Annotated in this window: 22 protein-coding genes; 12 read left to right on the forward strand and 10 right to left on the reverse strand. The window is 66.8% G+C overall.

Going from position 1 to position 26,657, the window contains the following annotated elements; genetic code table 11:
- The first annotated feature begins 78 nt into the window (after nt 1-78).
- Together D477_RS01625 and D477_RS01630 are read left to right on the forward strand one after the other, a co-directional pair.
- Nucleotides 79-1,467, forward strand: coding sequence for a sigma 54-interacting transcriptional regulator (locus D477_RS01625; RefSeq protein WP_005266624.1), 1,389 nt, complete (start codon nt 79-81; stop codon nt 1,465-1,467).
- 26 nt (nt 1,468-1,493) lie between these two features.
- On the forward strand, nt 1,494-3,497 hold the full coding sequence (locus tag D477_RS01630) for a vWA domain-containing protein (RefSeq protein WP_005266625.1): 2,004 nt from the start codon (nt 1,494-1,496) through the stop codon (nt 3,495-3,497).
- Nucleotides 3,498-3,510: 13 nt separating this feature from the next.
- Here the strand turns inward: D477_RS01630 and D477_RS01635 are convergent, their stop codons facing one another.
- The 5 genes from D477_RS01635 to D477_RS01650 form a co-directional block, all read right to left on the reverse strand.
- A complete protein-coding gene (locus D477_RS01635; protein WP_005266626.1) occupies nt 3,511-3,783 on the reverse strand; it encodes a hypothetical protein in 273 nt (90 codons plus the stop codon).
- Entirely contained in the window at nt 3,780-4,442 is a 663-nt protein-coding gene (locus tag D477_RS01640) for an RNA polymerase sigma factor (RefSeq protein ID WP_005266627.1), read from the reverse strand. Before D477_RS01640 ends, D477_RS01635 begins: the two co-directional genes overlap by 4 nt.
- Before the next feature lie 6 nt (nt 4,443-4,448).
- Nucleotides 4,449-4,670, reverse strand: a complete 222-nt coding sequence (locus tag D477_RS21595; protein ID WP_081608426.1) for a hypothetical protein — start codon at nt 4,668-4,670, stop codon at nt 4,449-4,451.
- A gap of 113 nt (nt 4,671-4,783) precedes the next feature.
- Nucleotides 4,784-5,275, reverse strand: a complete 492-nt coding sequence (locus D477_RS01645; RefSeq protein ID WP_005266628.1) for an SRPBCC family protein — start codon at nt 5,273-5,275, stop codon at nt 4,784-4,786.
- A 13-nt stretch (nt 5,276-5,288) separates the two neighbouring features.
- On the reverse strand, nt 5,289-5,618 hold the full coding sequence (locus D477_RS01650; protein WP_005266630.1) for an ArsR/SmtB family transcription factor: 330 nt from the start codon (nt 5,616-5,618) through the stop codon (nt 5,289-5,291).
- 144 nt (nt 5,619-5,762) lie between these two features.
- On the opposite strand from D477_RS01650, the gene D477_RS01655 reads away from it, so the two are divergent.
- Complete coding sequence (locus tag D477_RS01655) at nt 5,763-7,937, forward strand: elongation factor G-like protein EF-G2 (protein ID WP_005266632.1); 2,175 nt, start codon at nt 5,763-5,765, stop codon at nt 7,935-7,937.
- Nucleotides 7,938-7,993: 56 nt separating this feature from the next.
- Here D477_RS01655 and D477_RS01660 read toward each other — a convergent pair whose 3' ends face one another.
- Nucleotides 7,994-8,659 carry an alpha/beta hydrolase family protein gene (locus tag D477_RS01660; RefSeq protein WP_005266633.1) on the reverse strand — a complete coding sequence of 222 codons (666 nt, stop codon included), beginning with the start codon at nt 8,657-8,659 and terminating at the stop codon, nt 7,994-7,996.
- Between the two features lie 79 nt (nt 8,660-8,738).
- On the opposite strand from D477_RS01660, the gene ligD reads away from it, so the two are divergent.
- Nucleotides 8,739-9,761 carry a non-homologous end-joining DNA ligase gene (ligD, locus tag D477_RS01665; RefSeq protein ID WP_005266635.1) on the forward strand — a complete coding sequence of 341 codons (1,023 nt, stop codon included), beginning with the start codon at nt 8,739-8,741 and terminating at the stop codon, nt 9,759-9,761.
- Nucleotides 9,762-9,763: 2 nt separating this feature from the next.
- Nucleotides 9,764-10,312, forward strand: coding sequence for a dihydrofolate reductase family protein (locus D477_RS01670; RefSeq protein ID WP_005266637.1), 549 nt, complete (start codon nt 9,764-9,766; stop codon nt 10,310-10,312).
- A gap of 38 nt (nt 10,313-10,350) precedes the next feature.
- Here the strand turns inward: D477_RS01670 and D477_RS01675 are convergent, their stop codons facing one another.
- Nucleotides 10,351-10,836, reverse strand: a complete 486-nt coding sequence (locus tag D477_RS01675) for a hotdog fold thioesterase (RefSeq protein ID WP_005266638.1) — start codon at nt 10,834-10,836, stop codon at nt 10,351-10,353.
- Here D477_RS01675 and polA point away from each other — a divergent pair.
- The 3 genes from polA to rpsA all read left to right on the forward strand — a co-directional run bounded on the left by polA (nt 10,835) and on the right by rpsA (nt 16,743).
- Nucleotides 10,835-13,600, forward strand: a complete 2,766-nt coding sequence (gene polA / locus D477_RS01680) for a DNA polymerase I (protein WP_081608427.1) — start codon at nt 10,835-10,837, stop codon at nt 13,598-13,600. The genes D477_RS01675 and polA overlap by 2 nt on opposite strands.
- Before the next feature lie 115 nt (nt 13,601-13,715).
- Nucleotides 13,716-15,023 (forward strand): GNAT family N-acetyltransferase, encoded by a 1,308-nt coding sequence (locus D477_RS01685; protein WP_005266641.1) that lies wholly within the window; start codon nt 13,716-13,718, stop codon nt 15,021-15,023.
- A gap of 244 nt (nt 15,024-15,267) precedes the next feature.
- On the forward strand, nt 15,268-16,743 hold the full coding sequence (gene rpsA, locus D477_RS01690) for a 30S ribosomal protein S1 (RefSeq protein WP_005266643.1): 1,476 nt from the start codon (nt 15,268-15,270) through the stop codon (nt 16,741-16,743).
- Between the two features lie 109 nt (nt 16,744-16,852).
- Here the strand turns inward: rpsA and D477_RS01695 are convergent, their stop codons facing one another.
- A complete protein-coding gene (locus D477_RS01695; protein ID WP_005266645.1) occupies nt 16,853-17,986 on the reverse strand; it encodes a class I SAM-dependent methyltransferase in 1,134 nt (377 codons plus the stop codon).
- Complete coding sequence (locus D477_RS01700; protein ID WP_005266647.1) at nt 17,979-18,674, reverse strand: YigZ family protein; 696 nt, start codon at nt 18,672-18,674, stop codon at nt 17,979-17,981. The genes D477_RS01695 and D477_RS01700 overlap by 8 nt, the downstream gene beginning before the upstream one ends.
- A gap of 217 nt (nt 18,675-18,891) precedes the next feature.
- Between D477_RS01700 and D477_RS01705 the strand changes: the two genes are divergently transcribed.
- Together D477_RS01705 and coaE are read left to right on the forward strand one after the other, a co-directional pair.
- On the forward strand, nt 18,892-20,313 hold the full coding sequence (locus D477_RS01705) for an FAD-binding oxidoreductase (RefSeq protein WP_005266648.1): 1,422 nt from the start codon (nt 18,892-18,894) through the stop codon (nt 20,311-20,313).
- Nucleotides 20,314-20,351: 38 nt separating this feature from the next.
- Nucleotides 20,352-21,563, forward strand: a complete 1,212-nt coding sequence (gene coaE, locus D477_RS01710; RefSeq protein ID WP_005266650.1) for a dephospho-CoA kinase — start codon at nt 20,352-20,354, stop codon at nt 21,561-21,563.
- A 19-nt stretch (nt 21,564-21,582) separates the two neighbouring features.
- Here coaE and D477_RS01715 read toward each other — a convergent pair whose 3' ends face one another.
- Complete coding sequence (locus tag D477_RS01715) at nt 21,583-22,854, reverse strand: MFS transporter (RefSeq protein WP_005266652.1); 1,272 nt, start codon at nt 22,852-22,854, stop codon at nt 21,583-21,585.
- A 388-nt stretch (nt 22,855-23,242) separates the two neighbouring features.
- On the opposite strand from D477_RS01715, the gene uvrB reads away from it, so the two are divergent.
- Together uvrB and D477_RS01725 are read left to right on the forward strand one after the other, a co-directional pair.
- A complete protein-coding gene (gene uvrB / locus D477_RS01720; RefSeq protein WP_005266653.1) occupies nt 23,243-25,351 on the forward strand; it encodes an excinuclease ABC subunit UvrB in 2,109 nt (702 codons plus the stop codon).
- Between the two features lie 217 nt (nt 25,352-25,568).
- Nucleotides 25,569-26,600, forward strand: coding sequence for a TerC family protein (locus D477_RS01725; RefSeq protein WP_005266654.1), 1,032 nt, complete (start codon nt 25,569-25,571; stop codon nt 26,598-26,600).
- Nucleotides 26,601-26,657 lie beyond the last annotated feature (57 nt).

A 26,657-nucleotide genomic window follows, 5' to 3' on the forward strand; every position in this document is an offset into this window, starting at 1 on the left:
GCCTAGCGTTCGCCGCATGCCCCGGGCCGGGGGAGCCGAACTCTCGATTCAGTGCACGGCGGGGTCTACGGTTGAGGTGTGAGTGATCGTCCGAATATCTTCACCGTTGGAGAATTGCGTGCGGCCGGGCACGTCCACAAGGACTTGCGCCACGAGATCCGCGACAACCTGCTCGCCGCGCTCGCCGCGGACGCCGATCCCTGGCCGGGTATGTACGGTTTCAGCCGCACCGTGCTGCCCCAGCTTGAGCGTGCATTAATCGCCGGGCACGACGTCGTGCTGCTGGGGGAGCGGGGACAGGGCAAGACCCGGCTTCTGCGCACCTTGGTCGGGCTGCTCGATGAGTGGTCGCCCGTCATTGAGGGATCGGAGCTGAACGAACACCCCTACGAGCCGATCACCGAGCAGTCCCGGGCGCACGCGCTCGCAGAAGGGGACCGCCTGCGCGTGGCATGGCGCCACCGCTCGGAGCGCTACGTCGAGAAGCTCGCCACGCCGGATACCTCCGTGGCTGACCTCATTGGCGACGTGGACCCGATGCGGGTTGCCGAGGGCCGCCGGCTGGGGGACCCGGAAACCATCCACTACGGCCTTGTCCCGCGCTCCAACCGCGGCATCATCGCCATCAACGAACTGCCCGACCTTGCCGAACGGATCCAGGTCGCAATGCTGAATGTGATGGAGGAGCGCGACATCCAGATCCGCGGCTATGTGCTGCGGCTGCCGCTCGACGTGCTCGTTGTCGCCTCGGCCAACCCCGAGGACTACACCAACCGCGGCCGGATCATCACGCCGCTGAAGGACCGCTTCGGTGCCGAGATCCGCACCCACTATCCGATCGAACTCGACGACGAGGTCGCCGTCATCCAGCAGGAGGGGCGGCTGGTCGCCGAGGTCCCGCCGGTCATCCTCGAGATCCTGGCCCGCTACACCCGTGCGCTGCGGGAGTCACCGGCGATCAACCAGAGCTCCGGGGTCTCGGCCCGGTTCGGCATCGCGGGTGCCGAGACGGTGGCCGCGGCGGCGCTGCGCCGGGCCACTGTGCGCGGGGAGGACGAGGCGGTCGCGCGGATCGTGGACCTGGAGAGCGCGGTGGAAGTCCTCTCCGGCAAGATCGAGTTCGAATCGGGCGAGGAGGGACGCGAACAAGCCGTCCTTGAGCACCTGGTGCGCACGGCCACTGCAGAAGCCGTCCGCGTCCACTACCGCGGCCTCGATTTCGGACCGCTCGTGGCGGCGCTGGACGGCCACACCACCGTAACCACCGGGGAAGAAGTCACGGCACGGGAGTTCCTCGAGAACCTACCGGCGCTCGACGGATCCGGACTGTATGACGAGATCAGCGCCCGCCTGGAGGCGAAAAACGACGGGCAGCGGGCCAGCGCCATCGAGCTTGCGCTGGAGGGACTGTTCCTCGCCCGGCGGATCTCCAAGGAATCCGACGACGGCGAAACGATCTACGGCTAGGTACAGGACGAGGGACAGGCAGCATCATGGGCGTTCACCACCGGTCCTCCAGATACGGCCGGTACACGGGCGGACCCGATCCGCTCGCCCCGCCGGTCGACCTGGCCGAGGCGCTTGACGCGATCGCCGAGGACGTCATGGCAGGCTACTCGCCCCGGCACGCCCTGCAGGAGTTCCTGCGGCGTGGCAGCCGGAGCCGGGACGGGCTCGATGACCTCGCCGGCCGGGTGCAGCAGCGCCGGCGTGAACTGCTGGGCCGCCACCGGCTGGACGGCACACTGGAGGAGGTCCGGAAGCTCCTGGATACTGCCGTGCTGGAGGAGCGCAAACAACTTGCCCGCGACGCCATGATGGACGAGACCGACCGCGCCTTCCGGGAAATGCAGCTGCAGAACCTCCCCTCGTCCACGGCGGCAGCGGTCAACGAGCTCGCCTCCTATGACTGGCAGTCGAGCTCCGCCCGGGAGGCCTACGAGCGGATCAAGGACCTGTTGGGCCGGGAGGTCCTCGACCAACGGTTCGCCGGCATGAAACAGGCCCTCGAGAACGCCACTGATGAGGACCGGGCCGCGGTGGGCGCCATGCTGCGCGACCTCAACGAACTGCTGGACAAACACCGGCGCGGCGAGGATACGGACGCGGACTTCCAGGAGTTCATGGCACGGCACGGGCAGTTCTTTCCGGAGAATCCGCAATCGGTCGAGGAGCTGATCGATGCCCTCGCCCAGCGCGCCGCTGCCGCCCAGCGGCTCCTGCAATCGATGTCCCCGGAGCAGCGCGAGGAGCTGATGCGCCTGTCGGCCCAGGCGTTCGGTTCCCCTGAACTGATGGCACAGCTCGATCAGCTTGACGCGAGCCTGCGGGCCCTGCGCCCCGGCGAGGACTGGACCGGCGCCGAACGCTTCGAGGGCCAGGAGGGGCTCGGCCTGGGCGACGGGACGGGCGTGCTCCAGGACCTGGCCGAACTGGACGGGCTGGCCGAACAGCTTGCCCAGTCCTACAACGGATCAAACCTGGACGACCTGGATCTGGATGCCCTGGCCCGCCAGCTCGGCCAGGATGCCGCGGTGACCGCCCGGACCCTCGCGGAGATCGAGCGGGCGATACAGGACGGCGGTTATCTGCGGCGCGGCGTGGACGGGGACCTTCGCCTGTCCCCGCAGGCCATGCGGCGGCTTGGAAAGTCGTTGCTGCGGGACACCGCCAGGCAACTGTCCGGCCGCCAGGGTCGCCGGGACACCCGCACCGCCGGGGCTGCGGGCGAGCAGACCGGCTCCAGCCGTGAATGGCAGTTCGGGGACGCCGAACCGTGGGATGTCACAAGGACCATGACCAACGCGATCCGGCGCACGATCGCCGACGGCGGTGATCCGGCCCGCGGCCTGCGCCTCGGCATGGGCGACATTGAAGTGGCCGAAACCGAAGCCCGCACGCAAGCCGCCGTCGCCCTCCTCGTCGACGTGTCGTTCTCGATGGCGGCGGAGGGACGCTGGGTGCCGATGAAACGCACGGCGCTCGCCTTGCACCACCTGGTCTCAACACGGTTCCGCGGCGACCGGCTGCAGCTGATCACGTTCGGCCGCTACGCGCAGACCATGGACATCGGCGAGCTCACGGCCCTGCCGGCGGTACGCGAGCAGGGAACGAACCTGCATCACGGCTTGCTGCTGGCCAACCGCTTCTTCCGCCGGCACCCGTCCATGCAGCACATCCTCCTCGTGGTGACCGACGGCGAACCCACCGCGCACCTGGTGGCGGACGGCCACTCGTGGTTCTCCTGGCCGCCCGACCCGGAAACCATCCGCGTCACGGTTGCCGAGCTCGACCGGCTCGGACGTGCCGGCACCCAGGCCACGTTCTTCCGGCTCGGCGATGATCCGGGCCTTGAACGGTTCGTCCAGCGTATGGCCCGCCGGATTGACGGCAGGGTGGTCGCACCGGACGCCGGGGACCTGGGGGCTGCTGTTGTGGGGGAGTACCTCCGTGCGCATTTCCGCAGCCTGTACGACGACGGCGACTGGGTTTCGTAGGCGGCGCGGCTTCCTAATCCTCGGCCAGCCTGCGCAGGCCGGGGGCGGGGTCGATGCCCTCATCTGCTGCCACGAGCAGCAGCAGGGACCGGGCTTCCTCGCCGCAGGCACCGCAGCCGGCAAGATGTGCGTGCAGGGCCGGCATGCCTGTTGGGCCATCGGTTAGCAACCTGTCGACAAATTCGTCCATCTGCTCGAAGCAGTCGTCGCAGGACAGCCAAGGCCCGGGATCCAGGGTCAGCCGCGCGGCGGCCTCCGGCGTCAGGTCGCGGTGCTGTCCAGTCATGGGATCACTTCCTCCGTGCGGGATGGCTCCAGATAGCCGGCTTCCGTCAGCCGGGCGCGGAGCCGGCCCCGGGCATCATGGAGTGTCTTGTACAGAGCGTTGCGGGTGGTGCCGAGCCGGTCGGCGAGGACATCGATGGGGACGTCGTCAACGAGCAGGGCGAGCACAACCGTCCGCTGATGGGCCGTTAGAGCCTGGTCGATGGCGATGTTGACCGCGTGGGAAAAGTCGGCCGCCTCGGCCAACTGCTCCGGAGAACTCCCGGCAGCGGCGGGCTCGGGCAGGGAATCCAACGGGACTTCGCGCCGGCGCCAGACCGTGCGTCGCACTTCTACAGCCGCGTGCAGGATGCCGAACTTGTAGGCCCAGGTCGTGAACCTGCTCCTGCCCTCGAAGCTGGACAGCTTGCCCAGCACCGCGACCATGGCCTCGTCTGCGGCCTGCTGGATCAGTTCCTCACGCCGGGCACTGCCAATCGTTGGTGCCAGCATCCGGGATACCTGATGGCGGGCCGCCTTCAGCAGGAGGGAATGCAAACGGGCCAGCGCCTCGTCGTGGCCGGGTCCCGGAGCGCTGAGCAGGTCCACCCAGCCCTGGCTGGCATCCGGGATCCGGACCGGGTCGGCATCAGCGAGTTCGGGACCGTCCAACGCCGCCATAGAGCATCACTCCCGTTCCCGGGTTCCAGCGAACGGGCCGAGGATCCGGACCGCCAGTTCCGGGGGACAGCCCCGGTCGACCAGATTCAGCAAGGCATGAATGTCAACGCCGGGTGTTGCCGCCAGAAGTTGCGCCAGCGTATCAGGAAAGCCCGCGGCCTGAAGGAGCCGGCCGCGCCAGGCGACGACGCTGTCTGTAGCCGCCGCGGGTACATGTTGGGTGGTCATACCTGATTAGTGTCAGCGGGGCGGCAGTACTTACGGAAAGCAGCGAAAAAATTTCGAGGGGCTGCCGGGCCAGCGGAACATCAGTGCCGGCCCGGTATCCTCCTGCCAGCGGGTCAAGGTTGCGACGCCAGGATGCCGTCGATCTGCCCCATGGCCTCCTTCATGCCTTCCTCCATGCCCATCTCGAGCATCTTCTGGAGCTGCTCGAGGGATTCGAAGTTGGACACCGTTGTCATGCGCGTGCGTCCGCCCACGTCCTCGAGCGTGACGACGGCGTGGGCGCTCCCCATCTCGGCCACCGGGTCCCCGTTGTCGTCGGCGAAGCCGTCGTCGAACTCGAGCCGGTGCGGCGCCTCGATTGCCGTGAACCGCCACCAGCCGCGCGGCTTGTCGCCCTCCGGTGTCGTCATGTAGTAGCTGGCTTTGCCGCCCGGCTTGAACTCGTGGGTCTCGAAGGTGGCCGGATAGGTCGGCGGGCCCCACCAGCGTTCGAGTTGCCGCGGATCTTCCCAAATCTGCCACACCCGCTCAACGCTGGCGTCGAACTCGGCGACAATGGTGAGGTTCAAGGCCTGGGTGTCCTTGCGGGATTCGATAACGGTCATGGTCGTGCCCTTTCTACTGTTCGAGGATTTCCGCAATCCGGCCCAGTCGCTGGAGCCAGATCTTCTCGTACTCGTCAAGCAGCCGCTGGACCCTTCCCAGCCCTTCAGGATGAGCCCGCACAATCTGCTCCCTTCCGCGCTTCTCTTTGGTGACGAGCAGCGCGCGTTCGAGAACCGCCACGTGTTTCTGCACTGCGGCGAAACTCATGTCATACCGGGCGGCCAACCCTGAAACCGAAGATTCGCTGGTGAGGACCCGGGCGACGATATCGCGCCTGGTGGCGTCCGCCAACGCTTGGAACAGGCGGTCCAGCTCGATCTCTTTTAGCTCATGTACAACCATTTGGTTGTAGATTACTGGTCCCGTCCGCCGTCGTCAAGGAAAATTGCACCGGCTCCCGCTCTTGCTGTAGACCCCTGTCCTGGTGTCGAATCTCTTAACAGCACGGGCGAATGCACGACGACGATGTCCAGCCAGGAGGCGCTCATGTCGGGGAAATCCACCAACGGGACGGCAAAGGGTTCAGGGCGGACGGCCGACCTGCGACGGACGGACCCCGCGGCCCCGGCGCCACCCGACCGCCCGGAGCAGATCCGCAATGTCGTGCTGGTGGGTCATTCCGGGGCAGGGAAGACCATGCTCGTGGAGGCGATGCTGGCGGCGACGGGGGCCATCACGCGCCTGGGTTCCCTCGCCGACGGCACCACCGTCAGCGACGCCGATCCGTCCGAGATCCACCAGCAGAGGTCGGTTGCGCTGTCCGTCATTCCGTTGATGTACGACGACGTCAAGATCAACCTCCTCGACACACCGGGTTACTCGGATTTCACCGGCGAGCTGCGTGCCGGACTCCGCGCAGCTGATGCGGCCCTCTTCGTCGTGTCTGCTGTCGATGACATCGACGGGGCCACCACGGCGCTCTGGGGCGAGTGCGAGGCCGTCGGGATGCCCCGCGCCGTGGCCATCAGCAAAATGGACCATCCGCGCGCGGATTTCGAAGCAGCGCTGGCCCGGTGCCGCCAGGCCTTCGGCGAGACCGTGCAGCCGCTGTACCTGCCGGTGCGCGCCGGGTCCGAAACCACCGGGCTGCTGGGGCTGCTTTCCGCCACCGTGTCGGACTACGGCAAAGGCGACCGGCAGCCCGCGGTCCGTCAGGCGGAAGCACAGGAACTCGCGGCCGCGGAGGATACCCGGGCAGCGCTCATCGAGGGCATCATCGCCGAGAGCGAGGACGAGTCGCTGATGGACCGCTACCTCGGCGGCGAGGACATCGGCCTGGACGTCCTGATCCCGGACCTGGAGACCGCCGTGGCGCGCGGCTCCTTCTACCCGGTGCTGGCCACGTCCTCGGAAACGGGCCTGGGCATCGCGGAGCTGCTGGACATGATCAGGCGCGCCTTCCCGTCGCCGCTGGAGCACGCGCTGCCGCCGGCCATGCCGCTGTTCGGCTCGAAGGGCAAGCCGTTGAGCTGCGATCCGGACGGCCCGCTGGCCGGCGAGGTGGTGCGCACGACGACGGACCCTTTCCTCGGGCGCGTCTGCCTGGTCCGCGTCTTCTCCGGCACCTTGCGGGAGGACTCGGCCATCCACGTCGCCGGGCACGGGCTGGCCGAACGCGGCCATCCGGACCACGACAGCGATGAGCGGGTCACCCATCTGCATGCGCCCATGGGGACTTCCTTGCGGGCCGTGCCGTACTGCATCGCCGGGGACATCTGCGCCCTGACAAAAATCGGCAGCGCCGAGACGGGCGACACGATCTCGGCCAAGGACCAGCCGCTGCTGATCCAGGCCTGGGACATGCCCGAGCCGCTGATGCCGGTCGCGGTCGAGGCGGCTTCCCGAAACGACGAGGCCGCGCTGGCCAAGAACCTGGCGAAGGTGGCGGCCGGGGATCCGACCCTGCGCGTGGAGCGGAATGCCGAAACGCACCAGCTGATCCTTTGGTGCATGGGTGAATCCCACGCCGAGGTCGTCCTGGACCACCTGCGCGGCCAGGGCGTCACGGTGAACACGGTCGACGTCGTTACCCCCTTGCGCGAGACGTTCGCCTCAGCTGCGGCAGGCCATGGTCGCTACGTGAAGCAGTCCGGCGGGCACGGGCAATTCGCCATTTGCGATATCGAGGTGGAGCCGCTCGAACGCGGCGCCGGCTTCGAGTTCCTCGACAAGATCGTGGGCGGAGTGATTCCCGGCCCGTTCATTGCTTCGGTCGAGAAGGGCGTCCGGGCACAGATGGAAAAGGGCGTGGCGGCCGGGTTCCCCGTGGTGGACATCCGCGTCACGCTGGTCGGCGGCAAGACCCACAGCGTGGACTCCTCCGACGCCGCGTTCCAGTCCGCAGGGGCGCTCGCCCTGCGGGAGGCCGCGGCTGCAGCGCGGATCCAGCTGCTCGAACCGGTCTCCGCCGTGGCCATCACGGTGCCGGAGGAATACGTGGGCGCAGTGATGAGCGACCTGTCCGCCCGCCGCGGCCGCCTGACGGGCACCGATTCAGCGCCAGGCGGCGGCACCGAAATCACGGCGGAAGTCCCGGACCAGGAGCTGCTGCGCTACGCCATCGACCTCCGGGCACTGACCAGCGGGACCGGGCGGTTCCGGCGCAGCTACCTGCGGCACGATCCGGCCCCCGCCAGCGCTGCCTCGGCGGTGAATGCCTGACAGTGAACGCCTGACGGGGCATGCCTGGCCAGGAGCGCGATGCGGTCCCGGTTCCCTCAGGAGCCGTGCGCTCGCAGGAACGCGGTGACCTTGCCGGCCAGGGAGGCGCCGGTTTCCTCGGCGCTGCGCTTGGCGCCGGCGACTTCGAAGGAATGCCCGGCGTCCGGCAGCCAGTCGAGCTCCGCCGCCGGTCCGATTTTCTCCACTACGCCCTCCAGCAGTTCCCGGGTCGCAAAGGGATCCTTGGCGCCTTGCAGGAAGAGCATGGGCACCGTGAGGCCGTAGAGATGCTCGTCGCGCAGCTTCTCCGGTTTGCCCGGCGGATGCAGCGGGTAGCCGAGGTAGACCAGCCCGGCGGCAGGCATCCCTTCCGCGACTGCCATGGACGCCATCCGCCCGCCGAACGACTTCCCGCACGCCCACAGCGGCTCGCCGTCGGATAGCTCTGCCGCGACGGCCATGACCTCGCGCCAGGTGGCCATCGCCGCCGGCGGCCGGTCCGGGAACCTTCTGCCGGCCTCCCGATAGGGGAAATTGAAGCGCAAAGTGGCCACGCCGTCGTCGTTCATGGCGTTGGTGAAGCCGCGCAGGAACGGATGCTCCATCCCGGCACCCGCGCCGTGCGCGACCACGAGCGTGGCGAACGCGGTGTCGGGCCGGGCATAAACGGCGGAAACGGCCGCGTCGCCGACGCGGATCTGCAGGGTCTGGTCAGCTGGCATGTACCCATGATGCCGTGCCAACGCTCCGATGCGCTGCCAGCCCTCGTCACGGGCGCCGGCCTGCGCTTATGGTGTAGCCATGGCCAGCGAGCAGACATTCCTGAAGGTGGACGGGCCGCACGGCGAGCGGGAGGTGCGGATCTCCAGTCCGTCCCGGGTGGTCTGGCCGGAGCCCGGCCTGACCAAGCTGGACCTGGCCCGCTACGTCGCCAGCGTGGGGGAAGCCTTCATCGCCGCCAACGGGGACCGGCCGGTCGCGCTCCAGCGGTTCAAGGAGAATATCGACGGCGAGCAGTTCTTCTCGAAGAACCCGCCGAAGGGCACGCCGGACTATGTGCGCTCCGTGCCGGTCATCTATCCCAGTGCCCGGTCGCATCCGCAGCTGGTGCTGGATGAACCGGCCGCCGCGGTCTGGGCGGTGCAGATGAACACCGTCGTTTTCCACCCGTGGCCATCCCGGACCGGCAACACGGACAATCCGGACCAGCTGCGCATCGACCTGGACCCTCAGCCCGGCACGGATTTCGACGACGCAATCCCCGCCGCCCTGGAACTGCGCAAGGTCCTGGCCGAGGCCGGGCTGGAGGCGTTCATCAAGACCTCCGGCAACCGCGGGCTGCACGTGTATGCCCCGGTCAAGCCGGTCCGCGAGTTCCTCGACGTGCGGCACGCCGTCATCGCCGCCGCCCGGGAGCTGGAACGGCGGATGCCCCAGGACGTGACCACGGCCTGGTGGAAGGAAGAACGCGGCAAGCGGATTTTCGTCGACTTCAACCAAGCCAACCGGGACCGGACCATCGCCGGCGCCTACAGCCCGCGGGCCCTGCCCCATGCCTCAGTGTCCTGTCCGATCACTTGGGACGAGCTGGAGCACATCAAACCCGCGGACTTCACCATCACTACGGTGCCGGCGCGGCTGCAGGAGACGGGGGACCCGTGGGCCAGGATGCACGAGAACCCGGGAACCGTCGACGAACTGCTCACGTGGTGGGACCGCGATTGCGCCAACGGCCTGGGGGAGCTGCCCTTCCCGCCGGATTATCCCAAGATGCCGGGCGAGCCGCCCCGGGTGCAGCCGAGCCGCGCGAAAAAGAAGGAGTGACGATGCCCAGGACCGTGTACTACGTCGCCAGCTCGCTCGACGGGTTCATCGCGGACGAGCAGGACAAGCTCGAATGGCTCTTCCAGTTCAACGATGCCGACGGCGTCGAGGACTCCTACAAGGAGTTCATGGCCGGCATCGGCGCGCTCGTCATGGGATCGGAGACCTACAAGTTCATCCTGGACTCCGGGGGAGCGGACGCCTGGGAGTACGGCGACACCCCGGCGTGGGTCTACACCCACCACGAGCTGCCAGGGATCCCGGGCGCGGACATCACCTTCGTCCGCGGCGACATCAGCCTGTTCCACCAGAATGTCGCGGCTGACGCCGGCGACCGGGACGTCTGGGTCATCGGCGGCGGGGAGGTGGCGGCGCAGTACCTCGACGCCGGCCTCCTCGACGAACTGATCGTCACGTTCGTGCCGGTGGTACTGGGCAGGGGCAAGCGGCTCCTGCCGGTGACAACGACGACGGCGCCCGCCGAGTTGACCGGGTCCCGCACCCTGGGTGCCGGCATGGTGGAGCTCCGCTACCGCTTCGGCAAGGAGTAGCCCGCGCTGGTTGCCATAGGGTCAGCTGACGCCCGCTGCTACCCATTGTCCCTGATCAGGTTGGTGATGCGGGCCGTGGACAGCCGGCGGCCCTGCTCGTCGGTCATGACCACTTCGTGGACCGCCAAGGTGCCGCCGAGCTGGATGGCGGTCGCCGTACCGGTGACCAGGCCGGAGGCAGCCCCGCGGTGATGGGTGGCTCCGACTTCGATGCCAAGGGCATGCCGGCCGGGGCCGGCATGGATGGACGCCGCGAAGGAGCCGAGGGTTTCAGCCAGCACCACATGCGCCCCGCCGTGGAGGATGCCGGCGACCTGGGTATTGCCCTCGACGGGCATGGTGGCGACAGTGCGTTGGGCGGACATCTCGGAGAAGACAATGCCCATTTTCACGACCAGGGCTCCGACTCCCATGTGGCGCAACCAGGACCAGTATTCCGGCGGAACACCTGCCGCCGCGAGCTCCTCGGTCTTGTCGCCGGTGCTGCTGACGGCCTCGGTTGCGGGTGTGAAATTGTCGCTCATGGGAACTAGGCTGGCACCTGTGAGTGAAACAAACAAGCCGGAATCAGCCGGCCAATCGGCCACGGCAACTGCAGTACCCAGCACTACTGATTCCGGCGGCGGGCAGCAGCGCCTGCTGGTGATCGACGGACATTCAATGGCGTTCCGGGCGTTCTACGCGCTGCCGGCGGACAAGTTCGCCACCACCACCGGTCAGCACACCAACGCCGTCTACGGTTTCACCTCGATGCTGCTCGCCATGATCCGCGACCAGCAGCCGACGCATGTCGCCGTCGCCTTCGACCTGGACACCCCGACGTTCCGGGAGGCCGAATACACCGAGTACAAGGCCGGCCGGAACAAGACGCCCGAAGAGTTCCACGGCCAGGTGGACCTGATCATCAAGGTCATGGAGGCCATGCGTATCCCCACGATCTCGCTGGACGGCTACGAGGCGGATGACATCATCGCCACCCTAAGCGAACAGGCAGAGTCGGCAGGCTGGGAGGTGCTGGTGGTTTCCGGCGACCGGGACGCCTTCCAGCTGATCACGGACAAGGTCACGGTGCTCTACCCCAAGAAGGGCGTCAGCGACATTCCGCCGATGGATGCCGCCGCAGTGGAGGCCAAGTACTTCGTACCGCCCAGCCGCTACTCGGACCTGGCCGCGCTCGTGGGCGAGACGGCGGACAACCTTCCGGGCGTTCCCGGCGTGGGCCCGAAGACCGCCGCCAAATGGATCAACCAGTACGGCGGCCTCGACGGGATCCTCGAGAACCTCGAGTCGATCGGCGGCAAGGTGGGCAACGCCCTTCGCGAGAACATCGAGCAGGTCAAGCGCAACCGGCGGCTGAACCATTTGCTGCGGGACCTGGACCTGCCGGTGAACCTGGCGACCATGACGCTGGAGCACCCGGACCGGGACGCGGTCGAAGAGCTCTTCGACGCTCTGGAATTCACCACCCTGCGCAAACGCTTGTTCGAGCTGTTCGCGGAGGAAGAGGAAGCCGAAGACACCGAGGTGCACGCGCCTCACCATGTCGTCCTGGCCACCGCCGACGAACTCGACGCCTGGCTGGACGGGACGAACCAGCTGCCAGTGGCCGTGCAGGTCGTTGCCGAAGCGACGACGGCCGGAGAGGATGCCGTGGCGCTCGCGCTGGTGTCGCCGTCCGCGGCAGCCTATGTGGCGCTGGAAGGCCTGGACGCGGATGCGGAAAAGCGGCTCGCCGACTGGCTCCAGGACCTGGACGCTCCCAAGGTGGTCCACGATTTCAAGTACGCCTACAAGCTGCTCTGCCAGCGCGGCCTCGAAATCCTGGGCGTCGTCGACGACACCGCCATCTCGGCCTACCTGATCCAGCCGGACCGGCGGAACTACGAACTGGCGGATCTGGCCCAGTACCACTTGAAGCTCTCCGTGGCGGCCTCCGGCGGTACCGGCGGCGGACAGCTGCAGCTGGACCTTAGCGAAGACGCCGCCGGACCGGCAGTGGCCAAGGCCTTCGCCGCCCTGCAGCTGAGCGAACATTTTGCCGGCCAGCTCATCGAGCGCGGCGCCAACCAGCTGCTTGGCGGACTGGACCTGCCGCTGTCGCTGGTGCTGGCCAGGATGGAACTGAGCGGCATCGCGATCGCGACGGACAAGCTGGACGACTTGCTGGACGGCTTTTCCGCCACGATCAATGCCGCCAGCTCCGAGGCCTTCAGGATCATCGGCAAGGAGATCAACCTGGGGTCGCCCAAGCAGCTCCAGACGGTGCTGTTCGACGAGCTGGACCTGCCGAAGACCAAGAAGATCAAGACCGGCTACTCCACGGACGCTGACGCCCTGAACGATCTGATCACCAAGACCCAGCACCCGTTCCTGGTCCAGCTGCTGGCCTACCGGGATGCCTCCAAGCTGCGCCAGACCGTCGAAGGCCTGCGCAAGTCCGTCTCCGAAGACGGGCGCATCCACACGACCTATGCGCAGACAGTTGCCGCCACCGGCCGGTTGTCCTCGATCAACCCCAACCTGCAGAACATCCCGGTCCGCTCCGAGGAGGGTCGGCGCATCCGCGAAGTGTTCATCGTCGGCGAGGGGTATGAATCGCTGCTCACAGCGGACTATTCGCAGATCGAAATGCGGATCATGGCGCATCTTTCCGGCGATGAAGGGCTCATCCAGGCTTTCCGCGAGGGAGAGGACCTGCACCGCTTCGTCGGTGCGCACATTTTCGGTGTGGCCCCGGAGGAGGTCACCAGCGAGATGCGTGCCAAGGTGAAGGCCATGTCCTACGGCCTGGTCTACGGACTGAGCTCATTTGGCCTGTCCAAGCAGCTCAACATCCCGGTGGATGAGGCCCGGACGCTGATGAAGGACTACTTCGCCCGGTTCGGTGCCGTACGCGACTACCTGCGCGGGATCGTCGACCAGGCACGCAAGGATGGCTTCACCTCCACCATCGAGGGCCGCCGCCGCTACTTGCCGGACCTGACCAGCACCAACCGCCAGCTGCGCGAAATGTCGGAGCGGGCGGCCCTGAACGCGCCGATCCAGGGTTCTGCCGCGGACATCATCAAGAAGGCCATGCTGGGCGTCGACTCCGAACTGAAGGCCCAGCAGCTGAAGTCGCGGATGCTGCTGCAGGTCCATGACGAATTGGTGTTCGAGGTGGCACCCGGCGAACGGGAAGCGCTCGAACAACTCGTGCGGGAGCAGATGGGCTCGGCGGCCGAGCTGTCGGTGCCGCTGGACGTGTCGGTCGGCGTGGGAAGCAACTGGCACGAAGCCGGCCACTGATCCGGGAGCCGGGCGGGTGCTGCCGCGGGAGACCTCGCCCCGACTTGGCGCTGGTCCAGCCGGAGCACAGCCGGACTCTGGTGGAAGCGGCTGCAGCCCACTAGGCTCGGCTGTCGTGGAGACCAGCACAGCAAACCAAGCCGGGACGATCCGGATCGAGCAGTTTCCCGCCGGACTGGAGGACGGCCGTCCGGACGCGCGGACCATGGGCTGGTTCGAGGCCGTAAGGGCCGGCTTCCACGACGGGGCGCCGGAACCGGAACACGTGGCAGAGCAGGCGGCCGGCTATGTCGCGGACGGCCGCATCCTCCGGGCAGCGTACGACGACGAGGCCAGGCCGGGTGCCTGGGGCACCGAAATTCCGGTGGCCACCTACGGAACCATGGTCCACGCACTGAACGTTGGCGGCGGGAGGCAGCTGCCGACACACCAGATCACGGGCGTAACGGTCCGGCCAACCCACCGCCGGCGCGGCCTGCTGCGCTCCCTGATCATCCAGGACCTGGAACAGGCAGCGGCGAACGGCCTGGCCATGGCCGCGCTGCAGGCGTCGGAAGCAACCATCTACGGCCGGTTCGGTTTTGGCGCCGCAACCTTCACCCGGAGCATCGACGTCGATGTGCGGGAACGGTTCCAACTGCGCTCCAGCTCCTACGGCACCATGGAACTGGTCGATCCTGCAGCCCTGCTGGATCTTGCGCCGCGGATCTTTGCCGGCTTCCAAGCCGGGACGATGGGATCCTTGGACCGCCAGTATTCGTACGCACAGGTGGCGGCCGGCCGCTGGCAGTGGGAGAAGCCCGAACCGAACCGCAAACTGCGGACAGCGGTGCATTTCCTGCCGAACGGCGAGCCGGCCGGCTATGTGGCCTATAAGTTCGCCGGCTGGGACACCGAGCCCCACACCATGAAGGTGGTCGATCTCGTGGCGTCGTCCGCCGCCAGCTACCTGGAGCTCTGGCGCTACCTCGGGTCTATCGACCTGGTGCAGCGGATCACCTGGCCGATGGCGCCGGTGGAGGATCCGCTGCCATGGGCGTTGGCGGATGCCCGCCGCTATGCGGTGAAGTCGGAAGAAGACATGCTTTGGTTGAGGGTGCTGGATCCGGCGGCAGCCCTGGAGGCCCGGCACTTCGAGCGGGACGGCACCCTGGCCATCGCGATCCAGGATCCGCTGGGCCTTGCGGAAGGAAAATTCCGGCTGGATGTCGACGGCGGCCGCTGCCGGGTGAAGCGGCTGGATTCCGCTGCGCCGGCCGACCTCACCCTAGGCGTCGATGTGCTCGGCTCGCTCTACCTCGGGGGAGCGAAGGCGCGCACCCTCGCCGGTGCGGGACGGCTGGACGGCGGGGACGCCGCCGTCGACCGTTTGGACCGGCTGTTCGGCACCAGTGCGGCGCCCTACTGCATCACGCATTTCTAGCGTGGAGACGGGCTGGGAAAAGACTGGCGGCGCGCCGTCACAGCTTTGACCCGAATTGGTGCATGCCGCTAGACTGGGTGGGCGCGTAATGCGTACGCAGATGCGTCATCCTGCGTCATACCATATTGTCCGCTTCCGGACAGTCAGCAATGTTGGAAGGCTGCAGCTGCTTTGCGCTGGGGTCCCAGAGCAGAGCCGCACTGTGCGGAACCAAGAAAACTATCCACATCGGAGCCCCTACTACATGACCATCACCTCCACCGAGAAGCCCGGTACCCCTCAGGTCGCTGTCAACGACATCGGTACTCCGGAAGACTTTCTCGCTGCCGTCGACGCAACCATCAAGTACTTCAACGACGGCGATCTCGTCGAGGGTACTGTCGTCAAGGTCGACCGCGACGAAGTCCTGCTCGACATCGGTTACAAGACCGAAGGTGTCATCCCCTCCCGCGAGCTTTCCATCAAGCACGACGTTGATCCCGGCGAAGTTGTCGCCGTGGGCGACGAGGTCGAAGCCCTTGTCCTGACCAAGGAAGACAAGGAAGGCCGCCTCATCCTGTCCAAGAAGCGCGCACAGTACGAGCGCGCCTGGGGCGACATCGAGAAGGTCAAGGAAGAGGACGGCGTCGTCACCGGTACCGTCATCGAGGTCGTCAAGGGTGGTCTTATCCTCGACATCGGCCTGCGCGGCTTCCTGCCCGCCTCCCTGGTCGAGATGCGCCGCGTGCGCGACCTGGCTCCGTACATCGGCCAGCAGATCGAAGCCAAGATCATCGAGCTGGACAAGAACCGCAACAACGTTGTGCTCTCCCGCCGCGCCTGGCTGGAGCAGACCCAGTCCGAGGTCCGCTCCACCTTCCTCAACAAGCTGGAGAAGGGCCAGGTCCGTCCGGGCGTTGTCTCCTCGATCGTCAACTTCGGTGCCTTCGTGGACCTGGGCGGCGTCGACGGCCTGGTGCACGTCTCCGAGCTGTCCTGGAAGCACATCGACCACCCGTCCGAGGTTGTCGAGGTTGGCCAGGAAGTCACCGTCGAGGTCCTCGAGGTGGATCTGGACCGCGAGCGTGTCTCCCTGTCGCTGAAGGCCACCCAGGAAGATCCGTGGCAGACCTTCGCCCGCACCCACGCCCTGGGCCAGGTTGTCCCGGGCAAGGTCACCAAGCTGGTTCCGTTCGGTGCGTTCGTCCGCGTCGAAGACGGCATCGAGGGCCTGGTCCACATCTCCGAGCTGGCCGTCCGCCACGTCGAGCTGGCCGAGCAGGTTGTCTCCGTGGGCGACGAGCTGTTCGTCAAGGTCATCGACATCGACCTGGAGCGCCGCCGCATCTCGCTGTCCCTCAAGCAGGCCAACGAGGGCGTCGATCCGGAAGGCACCGAGTTCGACCCGGCGCTGTACGGCATGGCTGCCGAGTACGACGAAGAGGGCAACTACAAGTACCCCGAGGGCTTCGACCCCGAGTCGAACGAATGGCTCGAGGGCTACGAGGCACAGCGCGCCGCTTGGGAGCAGCAGTACGCTGACGCCCAGGCCCGCTGGGAGGCCCACAAGCTGCAGGTTGCACGCCACCTGCAGGAAGACGCACAGGCAGGCTCGGAGACCGGCGAAGCCGCTCCGACGAGCTACTCCTCGGACGCATCCGCGGGTGAGACCGGCAGCGCCGGCACCCTGGCTTCCGACGAGGCACTCGCCGCTCTGCGCGAGAAGCTGACCGGCCAGTAATCCGACGCGCCAACGGCGCGACGATCCGGAACGGGACCCTTGCCTTCGGGCAGGGGTCCCGTTCAGTTAACCGGCTGCTCACCGCCGGGCGGCGGAGGACCCGAGCCGCTTAGTTTTCCCTGGTGCTGACGGTGATGGTGAACTTCGGGTTCCGCGCCACCTGCCGCGTCGGTCCCACCAGCTTCCGCAGCGCGGGGCGGTAGCCAAGGTGGCTGTTCCAGACCGCCCACAGCTCTCCGCCCGGCGCAAGGACGCGTCCGGCATCGGCAAAGAGTTTCAGCGCGATCCCCGCATGCACGGTGGAGCCGACATGGAACGGCGGGTTGACCACGATCAACTCCGCCGAGCGGTCCGGCTGGCTGGAGAGGGCATCGTCGCGGAGCACGGTGACGCGGTCGGCAACCCCGTTCGCGCGCACACTGGCAGCGGCGGAGTCGACGGCGGCCTGGGACTGGTCACTGGCCAGCACCCTCAGGCCAGGGCGGCTAAGCGCGAGGTAAGCGGCGATGGCACCCGTGCCGCAGCCAAGGTCGATCGCCTCCGTTGCCGGCCTGGCCTGGGACAGGTGGGGCAGCAGGAAACGGGTGCCGACGTCCAGCTTCGGTCCGGCAAAGGCAGCACCGTACGCCCGCAGCTGCAGGGGATTGGCCAGGCCGACATCGTGCGCCGACGCGAGGGGGAAGCGGTTCGGTCCCGCGGACAGGGGCCCTTCCGCCAGCAGGATCCGGGATTTCTGCCGCGCGAGCGATGCCTCGACCTTGCCGAAGAAGCGGCCCAGAACATCGTTCATCGCGGTGTTCATATGCTTGAGCCGGCCGCCGGCAAAGACCCGGACCGATGGATCAGCGTAGCTGGCGACCGTCCATGCGATCTCTTCCAGCGCCTCAAGCGACCGGGGCAGGCGCAGCAGCACGACCCTGGCCCCGCCCAGCAGCTCCTGGTCCAGCTGGTCGTTGCGGTAGCAGTCCGCCAGGCCTGCCTGGGCGGCGTTGTTGGCCAGCGCCAACTCACCGGACAGCCCATCCTGGTGCACGCGCAGCCCTCGCAGCCCGTGCCGTGCCGCAGCGCCCAGGGTCAACGCGCCGTACTGGTCGCCGATGATGGCCACCTGCCCTGGCAGCGCCGCTTCGAGGGCAGGTGCTGCCGTGTCAAGCAGCAGGCGGTCGGCGGCATCGGAAGCGAAGAGGTTCCCGGCTTCGATGTCCGGCCGGCGCCGCAGGGCCGCGAAGTCAAAGTCAGCCAAGGTCCACCCACCGGCCGCCGCTGGGAACCGGTTCGGGGCCGCCGCTGGTCAGCGCCGCGAGCCGTTCGCGGAAACCGGCCAGGACGTCGGGGGCGTCTTCCAAGGCGACCTGGATCCGCACACCATCAGCCTGGTATTCGCTGCCAAGTACTTCCACTCCTGCGGCCCGGAGTTCGTTTTCCAGCCGGCCGGCCGCGGCGTGGTCAGCAGGCACGGAGAACAGCTGCATGTGCCGGCGGCGGATCAGCCGGACAGTGGACAAAGCCTGCGACACCGAATCGGAGTACGCCCGGACCAAGCCACCGGCCCCGAGCAGGATGCCGCCAAAATAGCGCACAACGACGGCGGTGACGTCGCTGAGGTCCGCTACCCCCGGAGCGGTCTCGCGCTGGATGAGGGCCTCCAGCATGGGAATGCCCGCGGTGCCCGAAGGTTCGCCGTCGTCATTGGACCGCTGGACCTGGCGCTCCGGGCCCAGGACAAAGGCACTGCAGTGGTGGCGCGCGTCGTGGAATTCCTTGCGCAAGGCAGCCACCAAGGCGCGCGCTTCCTCCTCGGTTTCAGTCCGGCGCAGCACCGTAATGAAGCGCGACCGCTTGATCTCCAGCTCATGCCGATGCTCGCCGTCAACGGTGGTGTAGCTGGACCCGGAATCGGTCGAAGAGAGCGGGGGAGGCACGGCAGTCACGCCTCCAAGCCTAACCCCAGGTACCCGCGCGCGACACGCTGAAAACCTGTTGCCAGCTATCAGCACCGGTGGGAAAATTGCGCCGGGGAGACAGAGCAAACGCCGTGCCGCGCCACGCGCAGCTACCATTCGATCGGCATTGCGGACTGTCCTGGTATGCGGCGGGGGCGGCCGGATGCTCCTGTGTTTGGCGAGGCCGGATTCAGGAGGAACCATTATGTCTACGACCCCAGTCGACAGCAGCATTACCGGCCTCGTGCATCCGTACGAGGAGCTTGAGGCTCAACTGCGCGGCTACACCATCAAACCTGCTGACCCTGCCTACGACGAGGCTCGGGCGGTGTACAACGGCATGATCGACCGGCACCCCGCGGTGATCGTCCGCTGCGCCGACACGGCAGACGTCGTCGCCTGCGTACGCTTTGCGCGCCAGCAGGGGATGGAAGTCGCCGTCCGGGGCGGCGGCCACAACGCCGGCGGGCTCGGTGTGTGGGACGGTGCCCTCGTCATCGATCTAGCGCTGATGCGCAGCACCACCGTCGACCCGGCCAACCACGAGGTGAGGGCAGACGGCGGCTGCCTGTGGCAGGACGTGGACCATGCCACGGTGCCGTTCGGCAGGGCGACACCGTCCGGCTTTGTCTCGACGACAGGCGTCGGCGGACTGACGTTGGGCGGTGGGATCGGGTACCTCGCCCGGCGTTGCGGCCTGACCATCGACAACCTGCTCAGCGCCGATGTGGTGCTGGCGGACGGCGCCCTGGTAACCGCAGACGAGCAGCACCATCGAGACTTGTTCTGGGCGCTGCGCGGCGGCGGAGGCAACTTCGGCGTAGTGACTTCGTTCCGCTTCCGCTGCCACGAGATCGGCGAGAACGGCGTCATAATCGGCGGACCGGTTTTCTACGATCTGGCCGATACCGGCGACGTGATGCGCTGGTACCGCGAGTTCCTGCCCGCCCAGCCGGGGGAGCTCAATGGCTGGATCGGGGTAACCCGAATCCCGTCCGTTCCGGTGTTCCCCGAAGAACTGCATGACCGCAAGGCGTGCGTGATCGTCTGGTGCTACACCGGGCCGCATACCGATGCCGAGCGGGTCCTGGCCCCGGTGCGCGAGTTCGGAAACCCGCTGCTGGTGGGCCTGCAGAACATGCCGTTCTCGTCGCTCCAATCCATGTTCAATCCGCTGCTTCCGGCCGGCATGCAGTGGTACTGGAAAGCCGACTTCTGCACTGAGCTCTCCGACGAAGCGATCGGTGTCCACAGCAAGTACGGGGAGGCGATACCGACCGAATTGTCCACTATGCATCTGTATCCGATCAGCGGCGCAGCGCAGCAGGTTGCCCCGGATGCCACGGCCTTCGCCTACCGCAACGGCGGATGGGCCGGCGTGATCGCCGGCATCGACCCGGACCCGGCCAACGCTGAGTCCATTTCGGCATGGGCCAAAGCCTACTGGCAGGAACTGCACCCCACGTCTGCCGGAGGAGCCTACGTGAACTTCATGATGGACGAAGGACCGGACCGGGTGAAGGCTTCCTATCTGGGCAATTTCGATCGGCTGGCCCGGGTGAAGGCTCAGTACGATCCGGACAACGTCTTCCACGTCAACCAGAACATTCCGCCCGCAGCAGGGTGATGCGCGGTGGTCCTTCGGCATGCCGCTAAGCTGGCGGCATGCTGAAGGTCGGACTGACAGGCGGGATCGCCGCGGGCAAATCCATGGTGGCACGGCGGCTCAGCGAGCTCGGTGCGGTGCTGGTGGATGCCGACGTTTTGGCGCGCGAGGTGGTGGAACCGGGGACGGAGGGGCTGCAGGCCATCGCGGACTGCTTCGGCAGCCAGGTGATTAACGACGGCGGCGGTCTCGACCGTGCGGCGCTCGGCGCCATTGTCTTCGGGGACCAAAGCAAGCGGGAGCAGCTCAATGCGATCGTCCACCCGCTGGTGCGCGCCCGTTCGGCACAGCTCGTGGCCGAGGCTGGGCCGGATGCGATCGTCGTCGAGGACATCCCGCTGCTCGTTGAAACCGGCCAGGGCGCGCATTTCCACTTGGTGGTCGTGGTGGATGCACCGGAGGACGTGCGGATCCTGCGCATGGTCCAGCTGCGGGGGATGGCCGCGGAGGATGCGCGTGCACGGATTGCGGCCCAAGCCACGGCCGAACAGCGGCAGGCCGCAGCGGACGTCGTACTGGCGAACACGTCGAGCGCGGAAAGCCTGCTGGCCGCCGTCGATGGACTGTGGGAGCAGCGGCTGGTCCCGTTCGCCGGGAATCTGGCGGCTGGACGGATAGCTCGCGGAGGCGGCCCGGAACTGGTGGAGGCCCTGCCCGAGTGGCGGCTGCAGGCACAGCGGCTCGCTGCCCGGATCGCGGCGGCTGACCCGCGGATCCTGGCCGTCGCACACATTGGCTCCACGGCTGTGCCCGGACTCGCGGCCAAGGACGTCATCGACCTGCAGGTGGCCGTGGAGTCGCTGGCCGATGCGGATGCCCTGGCCGGCAACCTCGCCGCTGCTGGCTTTCCACGCTGGCCTGGCCAGTGGCGGGACATGCCGAAGCCGTCCGAACCGAATCCCGCGGCGTGGGAAAAACGGCTGCACGGCAATGCCGATCCGGCCCGCAGAGCCAACGTGCACATCCGCGTGCAGGGATCGCCAGGCTGGCGGTATGCCCTCGCGTTCCGGGATTGGCTGCGGGCGGACCCGTCGATGGCGGCAGAGTACCTGGCGGAAAAGCGGCGGCTGTCCCGGCTGCACGCCGCGGACAGTTCTGCCGGCCGCTACGCCAAGGACAAGGACCAGTGGTTCACGAACACGGCGGAGCCGGCGCTGCGGGAATGGATCCGCAGCACCGGCTGGCGCCCCGAGGAAGCCTCGGACTTCTAGTCCGTCCCAGTTCCCGGGATCAGCGGGCGGCCTCCGCGCGGTCGCGTTCGATGCTGGGAATCTCCGTGCCGCGGATTGAACAGCCGGCCGTTTCGGGAATGAACTTCAGCGCGACCGCGCCCACGATGCAGGCCATCATCATGTAGTAGGCCGGCACGAGGGTATCGCCGGTGGCGCCGATCAGCAGTTCGTTGACCAGCGGGGCCGTGCCGCCAAACAGCGCAGTGGAGACGTTGTACGTGATGGCGAAGCCGGCGTAGCGGACCTGTGTGGGGAACATTGCGGGGAAGGTAGCCGAAATGGTCGCGAGCTGGAGCACATAGAGCAGGCCAAGCACTGCGAAGCCAATCAGGGCGGCGCCGAAATTGATCCGCATCAGCAGGTACATCGGAATGGCCGCCACGAACAGGCCCAGCAGCGAGGCCCACCACATCGGCTTCCTGCCCACCCGGTCGGACAGCCGCCCGGCGAACGGAATGACCACCATCATCGCCAGCTGGCCCAGCAGCGTCAGGGTCAGCGCGCTGTTGGCCGAGAGGTTGATCTCGGTCTGCAGGTAGGTCGGCATGTAGCTGAGCAGCGTGTAGTTGGTGACATTCAGCGCGATCACCAGGCCGCCCATGGTCAGCAGCGGCTTCCAGTACTTGACGATCAGGTCGCGCAGTTCGGTCTTGGCGCTCGGCTCCTCCTGGTGGTGGTCCTCCAGGTCCCGGAAGACGGGAGTGTCCTCAAGCTTGGTCCGCAGGTACAAGCCGATCAGGCCCATTGGGCCCGCGACCAGAAACGGCAGGCGCCAGCCCCATTCGGTCATGGCTTCCTGGCCCAGGACGATCTGGAAGAACAGCACCAGCGCGGTACCGAGGACGAAGCCGAAGAGCGTGCCGAATTCCAGGAAGCTGCCGAAGAATCCGCGTTTCTTGTCCGGTGAGTATTCGGCCATGAAGGTCGCGGCGCCGCCGTACTCGCCGCCGGTTGAGAAGCCCTGGACCATGCGCAGGAAGATCAGCAGGATGGGCGCCCAGATCCCGATCATGTCGTAAGTGGGCAGCAGGCCGATGGCGAACGTGGCGCCGGCCATCAGGATGATCGTCAGGGCGAGGATCGACTTGCGGCCGAGCCGGTCGCCCAGCGGGCCCCAGACCAGTCCGCCGAGCGGCCGGACCAGGAAGGAAATGGCGAACGTGGCGAGCGCGAACGCAACGCCGCCCTCAGTGGGGAAGAAGTTCGCCGTGATGTAGGTGACGGCTACGGCGTAGATGCCGTAGTCGAACCACTCCGTCGCGTTACCCATCGCCGAAGCGCCGATCGCTTTGCGGATGGTCTTGCGGCCTCGAGAGTGTCGGTCGTTGGCGCCGCATACTGTGGCTCGACCGGTGCTCCGCCGCTCCGTCCTTCGGCCGTCTCGTCCGGAACGCCCCTGGCCGCGTCCCTTTCCGGTTGGTTTTCGTCGGTCGGCACTTTATCTCCATCCAGGTGCACAGCCACAAAAGCCCTGCGCACCTTCTACTCGATTCGATGCGGCTTTAGGTCACAGTATCCGCCGGTCAGGGGCGTAGGCCAAGAGAATCGCCGGGATTTGCACTGATTGATCAGTTTACTTACTCTTCGGGCTCCGGCGGCGTTCAGCCTGCAGCAATCACGGACCTGCGCTCACCGCATTTGGGGCTACCGTTAAGGACATGAGTCTTGCCCAGGACATCAAACGCGTGGTGGCCCCCTTCGAAGTGGTCAGCGAGTACAAGCCGGCCGGGGACCAGCCGACCGCCATCAAGGAGCTGACCGAACGGATCCAGGCGGGGGAGAAGGACATCGTCCTGCTCGGCGCCACCGGCACCGGCAAAAGCGCCACGACCGCCTGGCTGGTGGAACAGGTGCAGCGGCCCACCCTGGTCCTGGTGCAGAACAAGACACTGGCGGCCCAGTTGGCGAACGAGTTCCGCGAACTGCTCCCGAACAACGCCGTCGAATACTTTGTCTCCTACTACGACTACTACCAGCCCGAGGCCTACGTGCCGCAGACGGACACCTTCATCGAGAAGGACTCCTCGGTCAATGAGGAAGTGGAACGTTTGCGGCACTCGGCGACGAACGCGCTGCTGACCCGGCGCGACGTCGTCGTTGTTGCCACCGTCTCCTGCATCTACGGTTTGGGCACGCCCGAAGAGTACGTGGCCGGGATGGTGACGCTGCGCCGCGGCGACGAAGTCAACCGGGACGACCTGCTGCGCCAGTTCGTGGCGATGCAGTATGCCCGCAACGACATGGACTTCCACCGCGGCACCTTCCGGGTCCGGGGCGACACCGTCGAGATCATCCCGATGTACGAGGAACTGGCCCTGCGGATCGAGTTCTTCGGCGACGAGATCGAGGCGATCCACACGCTACACCCGGTCACCGGCCAGGTGCTGCGCGAGGAAACCGAGATGTACGTCTTCCCCGCCTCGCACTATGTCGCCGGTCCGGAGCGGATGAGCCGGGCCGTGAAGGCCATCGAGGACGAACTCCAGGAGCGGCTGGAGGTCCTCGAGACGCAGAACAAGCTGGTCGAGGCGCAGCGCCTGCGGATGCGCACCACGTACGATCTGGAAATGATGCAGCAGATGGGATTCTGCAACGGTATCGAGAACTATTCGCGGCACATCGACGGTCGCGGTCCGGGGACCGCGCCGCACTGCCTGCTGGACTACTTCCCGGACGACTTCCTGCTGGTTATCGATGAGTCCCATGTGACCGTCCCGCAGATCGGCGCCATGTACGAAGGCGATATGTCCCGCAAGCGGACGTTGGTGGAGCACGGCTTCCGGCTGCCGTCGGCGATGGACAACCGGCCGCTGAAATGGGACGAGTTCCTGGAACGGATCGGGCAGACGGTCTACCTGTCGGCCACCCCGGGCAAGTATGAGCTGGGCAAAGCAGACGGCTATGTCCAGCAGATCATCCGTCCCACCGGCCTGATCGATCCGGAAGTCGTGGTCAAGCCCACGAAGGGCCAGATCGACGATCTGCTGGGCGAGATCCATGCGCGGGTGGAACGCGACGAGCGCGTGCTGGTCACGACGTTGACCAAGCGTATGGCGGAGGACCTCACCGACTATCTGCTGGAGCACGGGGTCAAGGTGCAGTACCTGCATTCCGACGTCGACACCCTCCGCCGCGTCGAATTGCTGCGGGAACTGCGGCTGGGCACCTTCGACGTCCTGGTGGGCATCAACCTGCTGCGCGAGGGCCTGGATCTGCCGGAGGTGTCCCTGGTCAGCATCCTGGATGCAGACAAGGAAGGCTTCCTGCGCAGCAGCACATCGCTGATCCAGACGATCGGCCGCGCCGCCCGCAACGTTTCCGGCCAAGTGCACATGTACGCGGACAGGATCACCGACTCGATGGAGCACGCCATCGAGGAGACCAACCGGCGGCGGGCCATCCAGCTCGCCTACAACAAGGAGCACGGGATCGACCCGCAGCCGTTGCGCAAGCGGATTGCGGACATCACCGACCAGCTCGCCCGCGAGGACGCTGACACGAATGCGCTGCTCGGCGACTTCGATTACGGCAAGGGCAAACGCGGCTACTCCGCTACGAAGTCCAAGGACAAGGCCACGGAGAAGGTCCGCAAGGACGGGATTGCGGCGGCTCCGGCGGAGGACTTGGCGTCCATGATTGAACAGATGACGGCGCAGATGCACGCCGCCGCGGCCGAACTGCAGTTCGAGCTGGCCGCGCGGATCCGCGACGAAGTGGGGGAACTGAAAAAGGAACTGCGGCAGATGCGCGCTGCCGGCCACGCCTGAGGTCCGGCGCCGCCATACGCTACACTTGACCGAGCGTAGGGGAGTATCCCGAACACTGCGGACGTCAACACGCGGGGCATAGCGGCCCTGCCGGGCGCAGTGGCCCGACCGGACACCGGCGGGCGGAGAGACTTGCGGCGACCACCCGTACCCCCGCGCGGCGCATCCGCGCGGGATCACCGTTGAAAGGCAAGGTTCCGTGACGGACCAATTAACCATGCCGTTCCAGATTGCAACCTTTGCGATCCTCGGCGCCATTCTGCTGTTCGACCTGCTCTATGTGGTCAAACGCCCGCATGAGCCCTCGATGAAGGAAGCGGGCCTGTGGGTCAGCTTCTACGTAGCCCTCGCGCTGATCTTCGCGGGCCTGATGTTCTGGCAGGCGGGTCCGGACTACGGCCAGGAATTCCTCGCCGGCTGGGTCACCGAGTACAGCCTCAGCGTCGACAACCTGTTTGTCTTCATCATCATCATGGCCCGGTTCTCCGTGCCCAGGAAGTACCAGCAGGAAGTGCTGATGTTCGGCATCATCATCGCGCTGATCCTGCGCGGTGTCTTCATCCTGCTGGGCGCCACCCTCATTGCCCAGTTCAGCTGGGTCTTCTACATCTTCGGCGCCTTCCTGCTCTGGACGGCCTGGAAGCAGGCCACCGACTCGGGCGAGGACGAAGAGTCCGAGAGCGGCATGATCACCAAGCTGACCAAGAAGCTTCCGGTGAGCGAGCATTTCGACGGCAACAAGCTGCGCACCACGGTCAACGGCAAGCGCGTGTTCACTCCGATGGTCATGGTCTTCATCACCATCGGCATGACCGACCTGCTGTTTGCCGTGGACTCCATCCCGGCGATCTTCGGCCTGACCCAGAGCGCGTTCATTGTCTTCACCGCGAACATCTTCGCGCTGATGGGCCTGCGCCAGCTCTACTTCCTGCTCGGCGGCCTGATGGACCGCCTGGTCTACCTCAAGCACGGCCTGTCCGTGATCCTGGCCTTCATCGGTGTGAAGCTGATCTTCCACGCGCTGCACGAGAACGAGCTGCCGTTCATCAACGGCGGCCAGCATGTTGAGTGGATCCCGGAGATCAGCACCCCGCTGTCGCTGGGCGTGATCATCGGCACCATCGTGGTGGCCACCGTGGCCAGCCTGCTCAGCCCGGCTGCGAAGCAGGCGAAGATCGACGCCGAGCTCGCCCGCGACATCGAGACCAGCCGGCACCCGGACGAAGTGGAGCGGGTCGAGGAGAAGTAACCGCGCTCCCGCTGAACCAATGCGGCGCTGAATGCACGCCGGAACTACCGGCGCATT

Source organism: Arthrobacter crystallopoietes BAB-32 (assembly GCF_000328305.2).
Lineage (GTDB): Bacteria > Actinomycetota > Actinomycetes > Actinomycetales > Micrococcaceae > Crystallibacter > Crystallibacter crystallopoietes_A.